The sequence below is a fragment of the Streptococcus sp. ELY_137 genome (assembly GCF_058314515.1).
Map to the genome: position 1 here is coordinate 1 of NZ_JBZFUL010000019.1, position 17802 is coordinate 17802.

13 protein-coding genes and 1 pseudogene are annotated in these 17802 nt (G+C 41.6%); 11 read left to right on the forward strand and 3 right to left on the reverse strand.

The features are described 5' to 3' along the window. Positions 1-112: pseudogene (locus AC4HAO_RS10135) on the forward strand (IS982 family transposase); the annotation flags it as partial. 127 nt (positions 113-239) lie between these two features. Beyond that, on the forward strand, positions 240-584 hold the full coding sequence (locus AC4HAO_RS10140) for a DUF6568 family protein (RefSeq protein WP_491135298.1): 345 nt from the start codon (positions 240-242) through the stop codon (positions 582-584). Positions 585-696: 112 nt separating this feature from the next. Here AC4HAO_RS10140 and gshAB read toward each other — a convergent pair whose 3' ends face one another. Further along, positions 697-2952, reverse strand: a complete 2256-nt coding sequence (gshAB, locus tag AC4HAO_RS10145) for a bifunctional glutamate--cysteine ligase GshA/glutathione synthetase GshB (RefSeq protein ID WP_491135299.1) — start codon at positions 2950-2952, stop codon at positions 697-699. A gap of 359 nt (positions 2953-3311) precedes the next feature. Between gshAB and AC4HAO_RS10150 the strand changes: the two genes are divergently transcribed. Continuing rightward, entirely contained in the window at positions 3312-4604 is a 1293-nt protein-coding gene (locus AC4HAO_RS10150; protein WP_491092809.1) for an adenylosuccinate synthase, read from the forward strand. Positions 4605-4892: 288 nt separating this feature from the next. Here the strand turns inward: AC4HAO_RS10150 and AC4HAO_RS10155 are convergent, their stop codons facing one another. Next, on the reverse strand, positions 4893-5600 hold the full coding sequence (locus AC4HAO_RS10155; RefSeq protein ID WP_447452969.1) for a UTRA domain-containing protein: 708 nt from the start codon (positions 5598-5600) through the stop codon (positions 4893-4895). Between the two features lie 187 nt (positions 5601-5787). Between AC4HAO_RS10155 and malQ the strand changes: the two genes are divergently transcribed. The 6 genes from malQ (at position 5788) to AC4HAO_RS10185 (ending at position 14855) form a co-directional block, all read left to right on the forward strand. Then, positions 5788-7281 (forward strand): 4-alpha-glucanotransferase, encoded by a 1494-nt coding sequence (malQ, locus tag AC4HAO_RS10160; protein WP_491135300.1) that lies wholly within the window; start codon positions 5788-5790, stop codon positions 7279-7281. 4 nt (positions 7282-7285) lie between these two features. After that, on the forward strand, positions 7286-9550 hold the full coding sequence (gene glgP, locus AC4HAO_RS10165; protein ID WP_491092838.1) for a glycogen/starch/alpha-glucan family phosphorylase: 2265 nt from the start codon (positions 7286-7288) through the stop codon (positions 9548-9550). 246 nt (positions 9551-9796) lie between these two features. After that, complete coding sequence (locus AC4HAO_RS10170; protein ID WP_491135301.1) at positions 9797-10588, forward strand: endonuclease/exonuclease/phosphatase family protein; 792 nt, start codon at positions 9797-9799, stop codon at positions 10586-10588. A gap of 270 nt (positions 10589-10858) precedes the next feature. After that, on the forward strand, positions 10859-13033 hold the full coding sequence (locus tag AC4HAO_RS10175) for a PTS transporter subunit IIBC (RefSeq protein ID WP_491092812.1): 2175 nt from the start codon (positions 10859-10861) through the stop codon (positions 13031-13033). A gap of 270 nt (positions 13034-13303) precedes the next feature. Continuing rightward, on the forward strand, positions 13304-14149 hold the full coding sequence (locus AC4HAO_RS10180; protein ID WP_491135302.1) for an ABC transporter ATP-binding protein: 846 nt from the start codon (positions 13304-13306) through the stop codon (positions 14147-14149). Continuing rightward, positions 14142-14855, forward strand: coding sequence for an ABC transporter permease (locus AC4HAO_RS10185; protein ID WP_491135303.1), 714 nt, complete (start codon positions 14142-14144; stop codon positions 14853-14855). The genes AC4HAO_RS10180 and AC4HAO_RS10185 overlap by 8 nt, the downstream gene beginning before the upstream one ends. Positions 14856-14983: 128 nt before the next feature. Here the strand turns inward: AC4HAO_RS10185 and AC4HAO_RS10190 are convergent, their stop codons facing one another. Then, positions 14984-15886: a helix-turn-helix domain-containing protein gene (locus AC4HAO_RS10190; protein WP_491092822.1), complete on the reverse strand. Its 903-nt coding sequence runs from the start codon at positions 15884-15886 to the stop codon at positions 14984-14986. 336 nt (positions 15887-16222) lie between these two features. Here AC4HAO_RS10190 and tgt point away from each other — a divergent pair, with 336 nt between their 5' ends. Continuing rightward, complete coding sequence (tgt, locus tag AC4HAO_RS10195; RefSeq protein ID WP_491135304.1) at positions 16223-17365, forward strand: tRNA guanosine(34) transglycosylase Tgt; 1143 nt, start codon at positions 16223-16225, stop codon at positions 17363-17365. A gap of 57 nt (positions 17366-17422) precedes the next feature. Then, positions 17423-17668, forward strand: coding sequence for a GlsB/YeaQ/YmgE family stress response membrane protein (locus AC4HAO_RS10200; RefSeq protein WP_447452940.1), 246 nt, complete (start codon positions 17423-17425; stop codon positions 17666-17668). Positions 17669-17802 lie beyond the last annotated feature (134 nt).

Here is a 17802-nt window from a genome sequence, read left to right on the forward strand (position 1 = left end):
GTCACTTTGTCGTTTATTTGATATTGAAAGACCACTAGCTAGAAGTCTTACTGGAATGGAATTGTTTTTACAGCAAGCTTTCTTTGCACATAACTGCAGATATTTCAACTAGCACCACAGGTATTCAACTTTTGAAGTCACTATAAATGAGCTTCTCTTTTCACATCAGCGTAGCAAAAAATTGCATTATTAGCTGTCTTGGTTTATGATAAGGCAAAGAAATAAAGTGAGGTAATAAGATGTCAAGTTTTGAAGAAGCCGTTAGTCATTTTGAACAAATTACTGCAGCAGAGGCACGGAATCGCATTGATGCTAAGGAGAAGTTCATCCTCTTTGTCGGTCGTCCAACCTGCCCATTCTGCCAGCGTTTTGCACCTAAACTGAGTCAAGTGGTACAAGAGACAGGTGCTGATGTTGCCTACTTGCACAGCGAGGATATGTCGCAAATCGATGATATTCAGGCACTTCGCAATCGTTATGGCATAGCTACAGTGCCTGGACTCTTAGTCTCTCAAAATGGTTCTGTAAAGGTTGTTTGTGACTCATCACTTGCACCGGAAGATATTAAAGATTTTATTGGTTAAAGCGAAGTTATAAATAGGATGCCTGGCTTTCAGCCCTTCTACAAGCATAAAAATTCCTAACAGTTCATCAATCTGTTAGGAATTTTTTGTTTACAATTTTAGCGTCACGGTTTTATAACTCTGGAAAGAGTTTTTCAACAACCCGAGTCGAAACAATCTGGCCAGGTCCTTGAGCACAGTATGTATGCATATACATCAAAGGATTGAAATTAAGTTCGATACAGATCGCATTAGGGTCTTGCGGTGAAAATGGCTGTCTGTAATCAGGGATAATGAGATCAACACCGCAGACCCAGGCTCCCATAGCTTTGGCCATTTGGGCAGCTAAGTCTAGGTAGCTGGGGTGCATCTGCTCGGTCATGTCAATCGAATCTCCGCCAGTGGAGATATTGGAATTCTCCCGTAGATTAATCCGACTATCCTTATCTGGAATACTGTCAGGTGTGTAACCTTGCTGTTCCAACATGAGCCGTTCAATCTCTCCTAGTTCAATTTTTTCTAAAGGGGAGCGGTGGCCAGTACCGCGCAGAGGATTACTGTTTTTCTTGTCAACCAACTCTTTGATGGTAGAGTTACCATCGCCAATGACATTGGCTGGCTGACGCAACAGTACGGCTAGAGTCTCTCCCTCCAACACAAAGAAGCGATACTCAGTTCCAACAATATAGTCCTCAACTAAAATGCTGTCGTCTTCAGCAAAGGCCAGCTCGACAGCCTTGATATAATCATCTCGGCTGAAGCCATCTTTAAAAATAGAGATACCTAGCCCAAAATTTGTACTCTTAGGTTTGATGACGATCCCCTTCGTATGACTGAAACGGGCAAAACCATCAAGAGCCTCCTCTAAGCAATGGAACTCGGCTCCATCTGGAACTGGAAAGCCAGCCTGTCGCAGAATTTTTTTAGTAACTGTTTTGTTTTCCATGGCGAGAGGGACGATATAGTTATCCTTAGAAGTCATATTGCCGTTTTTAACATACTCGGTATGATCCCCCAGAGATAATTTGAGAAATTGATCATTTTCATCTAAAATTTCTAGCTTTATGCCTTTTTGAATAACATCAAACATGATTAACTGGGTCGACAGTTCCATGCTTTCAAAGCCCTTGAGAGCATAAGGGGCCTGCCAAGCGAGATTGCTGTATGCCTGTCCCTGTTCGCATCCAAAGTCTTCTAAAGAGGATTCCTTGATTTCCTTGGTTAGCCGACCGCCAATAGTCAAACTAGGGTCGGTCAGTTGAGCTTCCAGCCTGTCTACCAATTGGCTGTAGTAATGAGGTAGGCTAAAGTGTTTCAGTACTGCCCGTATGGCTTGCAGTAAATCCTTAACAGGGGCTTCACTAGGCAGGGCTTCCATTGGATTTGACCTGGCAATGCGCTCATTAAGCTTTTCGGCAGCAGCCAGTTCTTGATCAACAGCTGTGGGGCCATCCAACCAGAGTAGAGATAAGGCAAAGAGATGAACAGTATCAAGCGTTTCCTGCTTAATTCCCAGCTGGTCAAAAGGATCTAAATCAAAGCAGCGGAATTCCAAATAGGTAATTCCCTCTTCTAAAAAATCTCGACTGTGTTGTGCTCCCCGTAAACGGACAGGTGAATAGAATTCTTTTTCGGCGATTAAGCGCCCATCAGCAACACAAGCCTCAATATCATGAACATACTGCTTAAGACTCCTGTAAGAGATCTGCACATTATCTTTATTAACATAACCGTACTGACTGTTGCGAATCGAGCGCATTGGCTGGGCCACTTCTGACTCAAAAAAACCTTTTTCGGCCAGAGGACTGGCTCCGTACAAATAAGTCAACAGCCAGCGGTATTTGATAAAGTTTTGAGCTAGCTTTAGGTATAGATCATTCTTAAAAGTCACCAGATTATCGTAGTCACTCTGCTCAAAAAGCTTCATTAACAAGTGCTTGCCTAGCCCAAAATTATAATGGATACCTGACATGGATTGCAGTCGTTTGCCGTAGGTGTCAGCTAGATGCTGGCGGTAGCGGCGCTCAAAATCATCCTCTAGTTGAGCGATAACAATTTCATCTTCGCTAACTTGTGGCGGCATAGATAAAGGCCAGAGATAGTCCTCTTTAGCAATAGAACGTCCAGCGACATCCGTGACAGCTTGTAAAAATCGGCGTGCTTCCTGAGTAGACTGACTGATCGGTGTAATCAGTTCAATCTGGGGCTCACTGTAGTCGGTTTGGATGTAAGGATGAAAACTACGTGATCCAAGTACACGCGGATGTTCCCGTTGAGATAGCTTGTGTTGATGACGATTGATCCTCAGGCTTTCGCGTTCAATACCAAAAGTGCCTTCGAGAATAGGCAAACTGCTGGGAGCTTGTTGCAAGAGTTGATTGATGGTCATAAGGGGGCCCTCCCTTTTGGCTATTTTTGATTTATAACTATATTAAACTTTAATGACGCTTCCACTATACACTGAATCCTGCGGAAACTCAAATTTCTGCTACCTTGCTCCCTGATGAAGGCCAGTATCCGAACTTTATCGCTTAATCTTGAAAACACCCTATAACGTTCGGAATTTAGCTATTATTTTTTTATTTAAAGTATTTTTGTTTATATTTAGCTTCTATAATTATCAAAATCTTGAAAAATAATCAGAAATTTCTTATAATAAATTGTTGTAGAAAACTGATAGGTGAAAGTCCTATCATCTTATTCTAGAAAGGTAAAGAAAGCCGATATCAGGTTTTCTAAAGTATTAATATGACATCAGTAGTTGTGGTAGGCACCCAGTGGGGAGACGAGGGCAAGGGAAAAATCACAGATTTTTTAAGTCAAGACGCTGAAGTGATTGCTCGTTATCAAGGTGGAGACAATGCCGGGCACACCATCGTTATCGATGGTAAAAAGTTTAAGCTGCACTTGATTCCATCAGGCATCTTCTTTCCGGAGAAGTTGGCGGTCATTGGTAATGGTGTCGTTATCAATCCTAAATCTCTAGTAAAAGAGCTAGATTATCTTCATACAGAAGGTGTCAATACCGACAATCTGCGGATTTCAGATCGAGCTCATATCATCCTGCCTTATCACCTTAAATTAGATCAGCTACAGGAAGCATCCAAGGGAGATAATAAAATCGGAACGACCAACAAGGGTATCGGTCCTGCCTATATGGATAAGGCTGCGCGCGTTGGCATTCGCATCGCCGACCTTTTAGATAAGGATATTTTTGCTGACCGCCTAAAAGCTAATCTGGCTGAAAAGAATCGTCTCTTTGAAAAAATGTATGAATGTGACCCTCTTCAATTTGAGGACATTTTCCAGGAATACTACGACTACGGCCAAATCATCAAAAACTATGTGACGGATACTTCGGTCATCCTTAATGATGCCCTTGACAGCGGGAAGCGTGTCCTTTTCGAAGGAGCCCAAGGAGTTATGCTTGATATAGATCAAGGGACTTACCCATTTGTCACCTCATCAAATCCTGTTGCTGGTGGAGTAACTATCGGTTCTGGTGTCGGACCAAGCAAGATTAACAAGGTTGTTGGGGTCTGCAAAGCATACACCAGCCGCGTAGGAGATGGCCCTTTTCCGACAGAATTGAGTGATGCAACAGGGGATCGTATCCGAGAGGTTGGTCATGAATATGGAACAACAACAGGCCGTCCGCGCCGTGTTGGTTGGTTTGATTCTGTTGTTATGCGCCACAGCCGCCGTGTATCAGGTATTACCAACCTATCCCTCAATTCCATTGATGTTTTGTCGGGTCTTGAGACGGTAAAAATCTGTGTGGCCTATGACCTTGACGGTCAGCGTATTAATCACTATCCAGCTAGCTTGGAGCAGCTCAAACGCTGCCAGCCAATTTATGAAGAATTGCCGGGCTGGTCAGAAGATATTACCGACTGCCGCAGTCTTGATGAATTACCAGAAAATGCCCGCAATTACGTCCGCCGTATCGGTGAACTGGTCGGCGTTCGCATATCAACTTTCTCAGTCGGACCGGACCGCGACCAAACCAACATTTTAGATAGTGTTTGGGCGAATATTTAAACAGGCAAAGTAAAATAAGGGAAGCCAATGAAGAGTCTTTAAAGAATTTTAGAAAATGGGTGACGAAACATCTCGCTTCGTCACCCATTTTATCTAAGTTTACAGAGTCATATGTTCGATTAAATAGAATACAGAAAAAAGACCTAGCGAATAAAGTTAAATAGAAGTTGACGCAGATGTTTATCACTAGGAGAATTTTATCTTTTTTGATAAAGTCTATAGCGTGTTAGGAATTTATTCAACGATAGAACGATCAGGTTTTTACTCGGCCTTATTTTGTTTATAAAATCACCGTTTAGCCATAGTAACAAAGGTAAATTTATCGGGGCGATAGCTAATGGTGCCGTATTGGAAGAGTTGGCCGTTAGAGAGATAGGTTAGACTGGTGACAACCGCCACCATCTTGAAATCTCCCAAATCCATGTTAGCCTGTTCCTCTTCTGTAGCATAACGAAAAGAAATTTCACGACGGGAATGTGTAATCCGCAAACCAAGCTGATTTTCTAAATATTGATAGATTGAATTTTCGGCAATAGTCTTATTGAGGTAAGGGACAACGCGGCGATCGAAATAGGAAAGCTCAAACTCGATGCGCTCACCAGCAATAATTCTGCTGCGACCAACCCGATAGAAATCAACGCTGTCGTCAACTTTAAAGATATCCATAATCTCTTTTTCGCCCTGAATGATATAAAGATTATCCAACTGAGTCTTAATATCAAGCTGACCATCGCGGTTAAGTTCATCTGAAGTCTTGATTTCAGAGAGATAATTGTTTTTGGTGCGGCCGTGTTCCATAACAATCGAATTGCGCCCTCGCATTTTTTGAATATAACCATCCAATTCTAGCAAGGACAGAGCCTTTCGGATCGTATCTTTGGAGTAGCCATAGATTTCCATCAGTTCGTTTTCAGTGGGGAGCTCTTGGTTGGGTTGGAGCTGGCCCTCTTCAATCTGCTTTTTAATGTCTTCATAAACTTGCTTGTACTTACTCATGCTCATAAATTTAATGTCCTTTAATATTATAGTCATATTTTACCATAAATAGACCTTAACAAGCAATTAAATACGTATCATATAAAGAAATAAAAAAAGAATTACGTAAAACTATTGACAGAAGAAATCGCTTACACTATAATGAAAGATGTACTAACCTTTGGGAGGCTTAGGGAAGGAAAACTTTATGAAAAAACGAACAAGTGGTGTTTTAATGCACATTACCTCTCTGCCAGGAGAGCGCGGGATTGGAACTTTTGGGCAGGCTGCCTATGATTTTGTGGATTTTTTGGTAGAGACAAAACAGAGCTATTGGCAAATTTTACCGTTGACAACTACTAGCTACGGGGATTCTCCCTACCAGTCTTTTTCAGCAATTGCAGGGAACACCAACTTGATCGATTTGGATTTGTTGGTAGCAGATGGCTGGCTAAGTACTGTTGATTTAGCTAAGGTCAGCTTTGGGAATAATCCAGAGGAAGTGGATTATGGCTTACTGTTTAAAGTACGCCGCCCCCTGTTAGAAAAAGCTGTCCGGGCCTTCTTAGCAAATCGCTCTAACAGCCAAAAATTAGCAGATTTTGAAGCGGACAATCAGTACTGGCTGCAGGATTACGCCGAGTTCATGGCTATTAAAGAATATTTTGGACAGAAAGCTTTGCAGGGGTGGGAGGATAAAAAGGCCATATTGCGTGATGAGGGCACTTTAACTGAACTCCGTCGTAATTTGGCTGATAGTATTGATTACCATAGGGTTACCCAATACTTTTTCTTCCAGCAGTGGCAGACTCTTAAGGGTTACGCTAACAAGTCCGGTATTAAAATTATCGGCGATATGCCAATTTATGTATCTGCTGATAGTGTTGAAGTATGGACCATGCCGGAACTATTCAAGGTAGATAAAGAGCGTAAGCCGCTTTACGTTGCAGGTGTCCCCGCAGATGAGTTCAGTGATGAGGGACAGTACTGGGGCAATCCCATTTATGAGTGGTCAGCTCACAAGACAAGTGGCTATGCTTGGTGGATCAATCGTGTCAAGGAGAGCCTAAAACTCTATGACGTGATTCGGATTGACCATTTTAAAGGTTTTTCTGATTTTTGGCAGGTTGAGGCCAGCCAGTCGACTGCAAAATATGGGACATGGCAACCGGGCCCAGGCTATGATCTCTTTCGTGCTATTAAGAAGGAACTGGGTCAGGTGCCAATTATTGCGGAGAATTTAGGCTATATTGATGAAAAGGCGGAGAAACTCTTAGCAGAAACCGCCTTTCCAGGCATGAAAATCTTGGAATTTGGCCTGCAAGGGCCGGATGAATCCAATCTCGATTTACCACATTTCTATACCAGTCATACGGTAGCTTATGTAGGCACCCACGATAATGAGGTCGTTCGAGGCTGGTATGAAGGACTAACTAGTGAGTCTAGGATATATACAGATGCCTATACTCACCGAGTACCGGGGGAACCAGTGACTCAGGCTCTGCTTCGTACACTCTATGCGACGGTTAGCGATATAGCTATAGCGACCATGCAGGATATTTTAGATTTACCGGCTTCCAGTCGGATGAATACCCCAAATACAGTCGGGAATAACTGGAAATGGCGGATGACAGCCGACCAGTTAACGAGAGATAAGAAAGAATTTCTAAAAACGATAACCGAACGTTATCACAGAGGCTAAAATGATGAGAATAACAGAATATTTAGAAGAGCACACCGGGAGTAAGCTAGAGAATTTAAGCCACAAAGATATTTATTTAGGATTGATGAACTATGTCAAGGAGAGGGCTAGTCAGCTTCCTAAAAATACAGGGAAACGTAAGATCTACTATATTTCAGCTGAGTTTCTAATCGGAAAGCTCTTATCCAACAACCTTATTAATCTAGGAATCTATCAGGAAACCAAAGAAGCCTTAGCGGCAGCTGGGAAATCTATCGCTCAGATTGAAGATGAAGAGCTGGAACCTTCTTTAGGTAATGGCGGACTGGGTCGTCTGGCATCCTGCTTCATCGACTCTATGGCTAGTCTTGGTATTAATGGTGAAGGTGTTGGCCTTAACTATCACTGCGGTCTTTTCAAACAGGTCTTCCATGATAATCAGCAAGAAGCACAGCCTAACTACTGGATTGAAGATGATTCTTGGTTGGTGCCAACTGATATCAGCTACGACGTACCTTTCAAGGACTTCACCCTTAAGTCCCGTCTAAATCGCATTGATGTACTGGGCTACCACAAGGGCAGCAAAAACTACCTCAATCTGTTTGATATCGATGGACTAGACTACGGCTTGATCCACGATGGGATTAGCTTTGATAAAACACAAATCCAAAAGAACCTAACCCTCTTTCTCTATCCTGATGATTCAGATAAGAGTGGTGAACTTCTGCGGATTTATCAACAGTACTTCATGGTCTCAAATGCGGCCCAGCTTTTGATTGATGAGGCCTTGGAACGTGGTTCTAACCTCCATGATTTGGCGGATTATGCCTATGTCCAAATCAACGATACCCATCCGTCTATGGTCATTCCAGAGCTCATTCGACTTTTGACTGAGCAACATGGCCTTGATTTTGAGAAAGCCGTTACGATCGTGTCTCAGATGGTCGGCTATACCAACCACACTATTTTGGCTGAAGCCTTGGAAAAATGGCCTTTGGACTACCTCAATGAGGTTGTTCCGCATTTGGTCATCGTTATTGAAAAATTAGACGCCTTGGTTCGCAGCAAATACAGCAATCCAACCGTGCACATTATTGATAAGGACCAGCGCGTCCACATGGCCAACATGGATATTCATTACTCGACCAGTGTCAATGGGGTCGCTGCCCTTCATACAGAAATTCTGAAGACTAGTGAACTCAAGAATTTCTATCAGCTTTACCCAGAGAAATTTAACAACAAAACCAACGGTATTACTTTTCGCCGCTGGTTGGAATTTGCCAATCAAGATTTAGCAGCCTATCTCAAGGAACTGATTGGCGATAGCTATCTGACTGATGCTACGAAATTGGAGAAACTCTTGACCTTTGTCGATGATGAAAGGGTTCAAAATCGTTTGGCTGAGATCAAATTCAACAACAAGCTGGCTCTCAAGCGTTATCTCAGGGAAAATAAGGGGATTGATTTGGATGAAAATTCTATCATTGACACCCAAATTAAACGCTTCCACGAGTATAAGCGACAACAGATGAATGCCCTCTATGTTATCCACAAATACTTGGAAATCAAGCGAGGTCATTTGCCTGAGAAGAAAATCACCATCATCTTCGGTGGTAAGGCAGCACCGGCCTACACCATCGCTCAGGACGTCATCCACCTTATTCTCAGTCTGTCAGAGTTGATTAACAATGACCCTGAAGTTAGCCCTTACCTTAATGTACATCTGGTGGAAAATTACAATGTTACCGTGGCCGAACACCTGATTCCAGCAACTGATATTTCAGAACAAATTTCTTTGGCATCTAAAGAGGCTTCCGGTACAGGGAATATGAAATTCATGCTCAATGGTGCTCTTACTTTAGGAACCATGGACGGAGCCAATGTTGAAATTGCAGAATTAGTAGGAAAAGATAACATTTACAGTTTTGGTAAGGATTCAGAGACTGTTATCAACCTCTATGAAACAGCAGGCTACCGGCCTGAGGACTACTACGATAGTGATGCCATGATCAAAGAATCCGTTGATTTTATTGTTAGCGATGAGATGAGGGCACATGGCAGTAGTGAGCGTTTAGAACGGCTGTATCATGAACTGACCAGCAAAGATTGGTTTATGACCTTGATTGATTTAAATGCCTACATTGCTACTAAAGAAAAAATGTTGGCAGACTACCAAGACCAAGCAGCTTGGAATCGTAAAGTTATCCACAATATCGCTAAAGCAGGCTTCTTCTCATCTGACCGAACCATTGCTCAGTACAATGAGGAGATTTGGCATAGTGAATTTTAATCCAATGATTAAAACAGCTGTTCGAAGGAAGATTCATCGCTAAATGAAAAGCAGCAGAAGGCAAACAGGTTCATTACGACGGTTTACTTCTGTTGCTTTTTTTCTATCTCTTACGATTATCAGTTGTATATATCAAACTTAATTACAGCAAAAAACGATATTTTTAAAAAGAATTACGTAATACATATTGACTTTAGAAAACGTTTACATTATAATAAAACCATAGCTTAGGAGAAAGGAGCTCGTATGAGACTGCTAACCTTAAATGTTCATGCTTGGTTAGAAGAAAATCAGGAGATGAAACTGAAACATTTAGCGGATACCATAGCGGAGAGAGACTATGATATTATTGCGCTTCAGGAAGTTAATCAGAGCATCTCGGCTCCTAGGGTAGAGGGAGAGTTGAGAAAAGATAATTATGGATTAATTTTGCTGGAACTGCTTAGAGAGAGAGGAGTCACAAACTACGCTTATCATTGGTCAACCTCACATATTGGCTATGATATCTACGATGAAGGGCTGGCATTTTTGACTAAGTATAAGGTGCTGGCAGTCGAGGATTTTTATACTTCCAAAAGTCAAGATATCCATACTATTAATGCTAGAAAAATTATCAAACTTAATCTAGAAATAGAGGGTCAGCCTGTTGAAGTTTACAGTTGTCATATGAATCTACCAACAAGCCAGTCTGAAAATCAAGAAGATAATCTCCGCCGCTTAGTGAGCTATTCTGATTTTGACGGACTCAAGATTTTTATGGGAGACTTCAATACGGACGCTATCAGTTCACCCTTAGCCTATCAAAAGATCTTAGATAATGGGCTCTTGGATACCTATCACTTAGCCAAGGAAAAAGACGATGGTATCACAGTATCTAAATCTATTGATGGTTGGGCTGAACAAGCGCAGGAAAAACGTCTGGATTACATCTTCATTACTCAGAGGCGTCCAGTTTTATCTAGTCAGGTCATTTTTAATAACCGCAATGGCAATGTGGTGTCAGACCATTTTGGAGTTGAGGTCACCATTGATATCTAGTTGCTATCTAGACAGCCCCTTGCCCACTTTTGATGCAAAACTTAATGTCAGAGTATTCAGGGGTTGGTTGAACTTAAATTTTAATGGAATAATTATAGTGAAACCCAGGCTAATCCTTCAGAAAAAAGGGGCGCTGATGCTAGAAATTTGTGCTACAGCTGTAGCTACTAGTACTATTGCTAGTCACAAACACCATAATTTCTGGCTAAATTCCTATTTTTCAATCGGATTTTATCACTTTTCGTATCTTTCTAATAAGGAGTTATTTAAATGAAAAACGTTAAAAGCTTAGCAAGCTTCGAATTTTGGCAAAAATTCGGAAAATGTCTCATGGTTGTTATTGCTGTCATGCCAGCTGCGGGGCTTATGATCAGTATTGGTAATTCATTAGCTTTGATTGCTCCCAACAATGAAGTTTGGCTGCAAGTCACGAATCTAATTTCTCAGATTGGCTGGGGCTTTTTAAACAACCTGCATCTACTCTTTGCTTTGGCCATTGGTGGCAGCTGGGCTAAGGAAAAAGCAGGTGGTGCCTTTGCTGCTGGTATCTCTTTTATCCTAATCAATCTGATCACCGGTAATTTCTACGGTGTTACAACAGACATGTTGGCAGATGATAAGGCTGTTGTACATAATATCTTTGGCGGACAAATGCGTGTTGCCGACTATTTTATCAATGTGCTTAATCAGCCGGCTCTTAACATGGGTGTTTTCGTTGGGATCATTGCTGGTTTCGTCGGGGCTACGGCCTATAATAAATATTATAATTTCCGCAGACTGCCAGATGTCCTGACCTTCTTTAATGGCAAACGTTTCGTTCCCTTTATTGTTATCATACGTTCAGCTATTGTTGGGTTAGTTATGGCGATTTTCTGGCCCTTGGTTCAATCTGCCATCAATGGTTTTGGTCAATGGTTGGCTAACTCCCAGGATACGGCACCATTCTTGGCGCCTTTCCTCTACGGTACTCTGGAGCGCTTACTTCTGCCATTTGGCCTCCACCACATGTTGACTATCCCCATGAACTACACTCAGCTCGGCGGTACTTATCACTCAGTCGTTACTGGTAAGGATGTTCTGGGACAAGATCCCCTCTGGTTAGCTTGGGTAACAGACCTTATTCACCTTAAGGGAAGTGATCCTAGCAAATACCATCAATTATTGCAAGATGTTGTTCCAGCTCGTTTCAAGGTTGGTCAGATGATTGGTGCCTCAGGCATTCTGATGGGTATGACTGTTGCTATGTACCGCAATGTTGATCCTGATAAGAAGAAAAAATACAAATCAATGTTTATCTCTGCTGCCGCTGCCACCTTCCTAACAGGAGTTACTGAACCCTTGGAATACATGTTCATGTTCGCTGCGCTGCCGCTTTACGCTGTCTATGCTATTATCCAAGGTTTAGCTTTTGCCATGGCTGATCTCGTTCACCTTCGTCTTCATTCATTTGGGAATATTGAACTTTTGACGCGTACACCAATGGCTATTAAGGCTGGGTTGGGTATTGATGTGGTCAACTTTATCTGGGTGAGTGTGCTCTTTGGTCTATTAACCTATTTCATTGCTAACTTTATGATTCAAAAGATGAATCTAGCGACTGCTGGCCGTAATGGTAACTACGACAGCGAAGAAGTTGACGAAGCTATCCATGCTAATAATGGAGATGCTGAAACATCAGTTGATTCTCAAATTGTCCAAATCATTAACCTGTTGGGTGGACAAGATAATATTGAAGATGTTGATGCTTGTATGACCCGCCTGCGTGTAACGGTTAAAAATCCTGAGCATGTCGGCGGTGAAAATGACTGGAAGAAGGCGGGTGCTCTCGGACTGGTTGTCAAAGGGCAGGGAGTCCAAGCTGTTTATGGACCTAAGGCTGATGGGCTCAAATCTGATATTCAAGATCTCCTCGACTCCGGTGCTCGTATTCCTGTGGTTGATTTCTCTAAAAAAGAAGAAGTAGCAGCACCGGAAAGTAGCTTCAAGGGTATCACTGAGACAGTTATTTCAGTGGCTGACGGTGAGATTATTCCAATCGATCAAGTCAAGGATCCGGTCTTCTCCGGTAAGATGATGGGAGATGGTTTTGCGATTGAACCTACAGATGGTAATGTCTATTCACCGGTAACCGGTGTTGTAACCAGTGTTTTTCCTACCAAACACGCTTACGGTCTCTTAACCGATGATGGTTTAGAAGTATTGGTCCACATTGGGATTGATACGGTTAATCTGAATGGTCTTCCATTCTCGCCCAAGGTAACCGATGGTCAGCGCGTGGAAGCTGGTGATCTCCTTGCCGTAGTTGACTTGGCAGCCCTTGAAGCAGCTAAAAAGGAAAAATCAATCATTGTTGTCTTTACCAATGCAGCAGAAGTCAAGTCTGTAACCCTAGAAAATGTCGGGAAACAACCAGCTAAAACAGTAGCTGCTCAGGTTGAAATTTAGAGAGGAAATAGCATAATTACTATTCCTAATAAACAGATTTACTAACGAGGTCAAAATAGATGTGGCCTCGTTTTTAAGTCATTCGAAATAAGAAATAATCTGCATTCTAGGTTTGTTAAAAAATAAACAAACAAAAAATAAAGACACATCAGGGAGTTTGAATTGTAATAATAAATTTCAATGGGGCATCCATGTAGCCGACATGGATGTCGTTTTCTTTTTGCTCCCTTTTCTTTATAATAACGCCATACCGTTAAGAAAGGAACATGTATGAATACTTCAGTTATTGTTGCTCAGGATATTAGAAAAACGTTTAGTAAGACTGTTGCCCTTGATGACATTTGTTTTTCGATTGAAAAGGGTCAAATTTTTGGATTTCTTGGACCTTCGGGTTCAGGAAAGACGACTACAATCAATATTTTGACAGGACAGTTAAGGGAAGACAGCGGTCAGTCCTCAATTTTAGGACAAAATTCCCATAAATTAACAAGTCAAGAATTAGGGAAAATTGGTTTAGTTGGTGATACTACTGGCTTTTATGAAAAAATGACCCTTTATAATAACCTGCTTTTTTATGCTAAATATTATGGAATAGATAATGTTGCTATTGACGATCTCCTAAAGCGGGTTGGTCTCTATGACAGCCGCAAGACAGTTGCTGAAAAACTCTCAACAGGTATGAAACAGCGAATGCTTCTAGCTCGTGCCTTAATTAACCAACCTAGAGTTCTATTTCTTGATGAACCAACTTCAGGTCTTGATCCGGCAACCTCTCAGGCCATCCATGAGCTGATTTTAGAGCTGAAAGAATCTGGGACAACAATCTTTTTAACCACTCATGACATGAATGAAGCGACCTTACTTTGTGATAATTTAGCCTTGCTTAATGAGGGGAGATTAGTTGAACAAGGGAGTCCAAAAGACCTAATCCGGAAATACAACCAGGACAAGCGAGTTAAATTGAGTTATGAAGACGGCTCAGAAAGAACTTTAGATTTTACTGAACTAGGTCAAGTCATGGTTAATGGTGGCGAAAAAATAGTGACCATCCATTCTTGTGAGCCAACATTAGAAGATATTTTTATTCAATTAACAGGAGGAAAACTCAATGTTTAGACAATTTACGGCCCTTCTTTGGTTGCGCTGTCAGATTATTCTATCTAATAAGAGTGTTCTCTTACAGGTACTTATGCCTGTAGCCCTGATTTACCTTTACCGGTTTATAATAGACAGTCAGTCCGGTTCAAAGGATCAAATAGGCCTTGCTTATCTAATGCTTTGTATTCCTTTTGCCATTGTCTTAGCTGTAGGCAGCCCAATTCTAACTATTTTAGCAGATGAAAAGGAAAAGAAAACTCTAAAGACATTGTTACTCAGTGGAGTTAGGACTAATGAGTATCTTCTATCAACATTAGTTGTCCCCCTAGTCTTAACAATAGTCTACCTGACGCTTACTCCGGTTATTTTGGATGTACCTATTGATAATTTAGTGAATTATTGGGCTATTGGCGGCCTTACAGCTTTAGCAATTGTACTTCTTTACTTATTACTAGGATTAGTTGTGAAATCACAAGTTATGGCCCAAGTTGTCACGGTTCCGACCATGCTAATTTCAGCTTTCTTACCGATGTTCTCTAGTATGGATAAAACTGTCGCTAAGGTAACAGATTACAGTTTTATGGGATTATTTACCAAATTTTTTACTAAATGGGAAGATTTTTCTTGGCATCGTGCTACTTTACAAACGTCAAGTTTACTTGTGTGGCTCTTTATGCTTTTAGCATTAATTATTGTAGTAGCTCGACAACAAAAGAAAAATTGAGAAAGTGAAATATTGAAAGGAGGTGAAAAGTATGGTGGTTGGACCAGGTGTAGCTTTTGCTGTATGGGCAGCTAAGCTGTTGGCTCATAAATAAATTAGCCTTTCTATATTAATAGTGATTACAACATTTAATTTATTCCATCATTGGTCATCTCCATCTTAACATCTGCAATGACGTTAGAATCACCTAAGATTTCTCCCAGCATCAAAGCTTGTTGGTAGAGTTCTTTAGCCTTTACCTTATCTTTAACGACCTTGACATAGTACTTGGCTTCAAGTTCTAAAAGGGCTGGTTTATAGGTGGGAAGCTGAGCCTTGTCAATAATTTGCTGAGCCTTCTCCAGCAAAGGAAGAAGATTCCAGTAATCATCATGAAGGGCATAAACAGAAGTTGCTTCTATAACAGTAATCAAAAATTCAATATTATAAAGTTCATCTGCTGCCAATTCCTGCTGGAGCAATTTTTGTTCCAGCAGCTTGAAGGTTGCTTGATCATAATCCGCTGCTTTTCCACACTTCTGTAAAAAATAACTCATATAAAGATAGTCATTAAGGGCAAATGTCTCTTTCTTGAGTGCTTGCTCAAAGGCATCATCGTAGATCTCCTCGATGTTAGGAATATCCTTTTCATGGAAACTATCTAGAATATTTTCTGAAAGATCCAAAAAGAGCAACTCATCTTCGGGCAGAATATCAAAGTACCTGTCATAAATCTTCTCGATCAGCTCTTGCTTTTGTTGGAGTCTTTCTGTATCACCATAGGTAGGAAACTTTACGATCTGTCCCTTTAATTTCCAGTAATCATCAGGTACTTGAATGTCGTTACCATCCAATAGGTCAGCTATTTTACTTCCCAAGCTGTTAGCAATGAACTCTAATTTTTCTAGAGTTGGCATAGATTGACCACCTTCAATTCTTTGAAGCTGTCGGATTGTTAATTTCCCTTCGTCTCCACATACCTCCCCCTGTGTGAGCTGCTGGCGATTTCTTTCAGCTTTAATTCGTCGTCCTAACTCTTCTTTAATTGTCATAAGAGCACCTCCGATTTTGTTTCATATTATGATAATTATATCGTTCTCCCCAATATTTGTACAATATCAAAAACTGGATATGTATAATCACTAATTCACGATAAGATACCTTTACCCGAAATAACTAGACTATCTTTACTAGCAATAATGTACGAGTACATTTCACTTCTTGCAGTACACTAGCTCTCTAATGTTGGTGATAGTATAGCTCTTTTTTAAATTATTAATTTCAGCCTCTATGCCCATTACTGCTCTAAGTGACAAGTCTGTCTTATTTTGTTAAAATAGTGAAGCTAATTTGCTCTTAAAAATAAAGGTAAGACGAGGGAGAAGTGAATGACAGATTATCCAATCAAATACCGTTTGATTAAGAAAGAAAAGCACACAGGTGCTCGTCTGGGTGAGATTATCACACCGCATGGCACTTTTCCGACTCCTATGTTCATGCCAGTTGGGACTCAGGCGACGGTCAAGACCCAATCGCCAGAGGAGCTCAAGGAGATGGGTTCCGGAATTATCCTATCAAACACCTATCACCTCTGGTTGCGTCCAGGTGATGAGTTGATTGCTGAGGCTGGTGGTCTGCACAAATTTATGAACTGGAATCAAGCCATTTTAACCGATAGTGGTGGCTTTCAGGTCTACTCTCTGGCAGATAGCCGCAACATCACAGAAGAAGGTGTAACCTTCAAAAATCACCTCAATGGCGCCAAAATGTTTCTCTCACCTGAGAAAGCTATCGCCATTCAGAATAATCTAGGCTCGGATATTATGATGAGCTTTGATGAATGCCCGCAGTTTTATCAACCTTATGACTATGTCAAAAAGTCTATCGAGCGCACCAGTCGTTGGGCCGAGCGGGGCCTTAAAGCCCACCGCCGTCCGCATGACCAAGGGATCTTTGGGATTGTCCAAGGTGCGGGATTTGAGGATTTGCGTCGTCAATCGGCTGCTGATCTTGTCAGCATGGATTTTCCAGGCTACTCTATTGGGGGACTTGCTGTTGGTGAGAGTCATGAAGAGATGAATGCCGTCCTCGACTTTACAACTCCTCTCCTGCCAGAAAATAAACCGCGCTATCTCATGGGAGTAGGAGCTCCAGACAGTTTGATTGACGGAGTCATCCGCGGAGTTGATATGTTCGACTGTGTGTTACCGACTCGTATTGCCCGCAATGGCACCTGCATGACCAGTCAAGGACGTTTGGTTGTAAAAAATGCTGTCTTTGCTAAGGACTTTGGACCTTTAGATCCAGATTGTGAGTGTTATACATGCCGAAACTATTCACGCGCCTATCTGCGTCACCTGCTCAAAGCGGACGAAACCTTTGGTATTCGCCTGACCAGCTACCACAATCTCTATTTCCTAGTCAACCTGATGAAGAAGGTTCGTCAAGCTATCATGGACGATAGTCTGCTAGAGCTCCGTCAGGACTTTCTTGAGCGCTATGGTTATGGAAAAAATAATCGAAATTTCTGATATCTGGCTGTTAAAGCACAGAGCCGCTTCTACTTGTTGTTAAATGGAGGATAAAAGATGATAGGGATAGGATCGCTGATTGTCGGAGCCATTATTGGTGCTATAGCCGGTAGTATTACAAATAGAGGCAGCTCCATGGGTTGCTTGGCAAAGATTTTCGCTGGTTTAATTGGTTCTTGGATTGGTCAAAAATTATTTGGCTATTGGGGACCGAGCTTAGCAGGTATGGCCTTGCTGCCCTCTGTAGCTGGTGCTGTCATCGTCATTGCGCTTGTTTCGCTCTTTTTCGGGGATGATACCTGAAATTAATATCCCTATAGCATGAATCAGTTGGGAATGTTGGCAGCAGTACTTCTGACTTCTTATAGCTAATGGGAGTACTGCGTTACAAGCCAATTTTTGTTCGCTGTTTGTTAACGTATTTTTTATGTTTGGTT

Coding starts and splice junctions, on each gene's coding strand:
- AC4HAO_RS10170 (WP_491135301.1), top strand. CDS start 9,797: ATGAGACTGCTAACCTTAAATGTTCATGCTTGGTTAGAAGAAAATCAG.
- gshAB (WP_491135299.1), bottom strand. CDS start 2,952: ATGACCATCAATCAACTCTTGCAACAAGCTCCCAGCAGTTTGCCTATT.
- AC4HAO_RS10175 (WP_491092812.1), top strand. CDS start 10,859: ATGAAAAACGTTAAAAGCTTAGCAAGCTTCGAATTTTGGCAAAAATTC.
- AC4HAO_RS10190 (WP_491092822.1), bottom strand. CDS start 15,886: ATGACAATTAAAGAAGAGTTAGGACGACGAATTAAAGCTGAAAGAAAT.
- AC4HAO_RS10200 (WP_447452940.1), top strand. CDS start 17,423: ATGATAGGGATAGGATCGCTGATTGTCGGAGCCATTATTGGTGCTATA.
- AC4HAO_RS10185 (WP_491135303.1), top strand. CDS start 14,142: ATGTTTAGACAATTTACGGCCCTTCTTTGGTTGCGCTGTCAGATTATT.
- AC4HAO_RS10180 (WP_491135302.1), top strand. CDS start 13,304: ATGAATACTTCAGTTATTGTTGCTCAGGATATTAGAAAAACGTTTAGT.
- malQ (WP_491135300.1), top strand. CDS start 5,788: ATGAAAAAACGAACAAGTGGTGTTTTAATGCACATTACCTCTCTGCCA.
- AC4HAO_RS10140 (WP_491135298.1), top strand. CDS start 240: ATGTCAAGTTTTGAAGAAGCCGTTAGTCATTTTGAACAAATTACTGCA.
- tgt (WP_491135304.1), top strand. CDS start 16,223: ATGACAGATTATCCAATCAAATACCGTTTGATTAAGAAAGAAAAGCAC.
- AC4HAO_RS10150 (WP_491092809.1), top strand. CDS start 3,312: ATGACATCAGTAGTTGTGGTAGGCACCCAGTGGGGAGACGAGGGCAAG.
- glgP (WP_491092838.1), top strand. CDS start 7,286: ATGAGAATAACAGAATATTTAGAAGAGCACACCGGGAGTAAGCTAGAG.
- AC4HAO_RS10155 (WP_447452969.1), bottom strand. CDS start 5,600: ATGAGTAAGTACAAGCAAGTTTATGAAGACATTAAAAAGCAGATTGAA.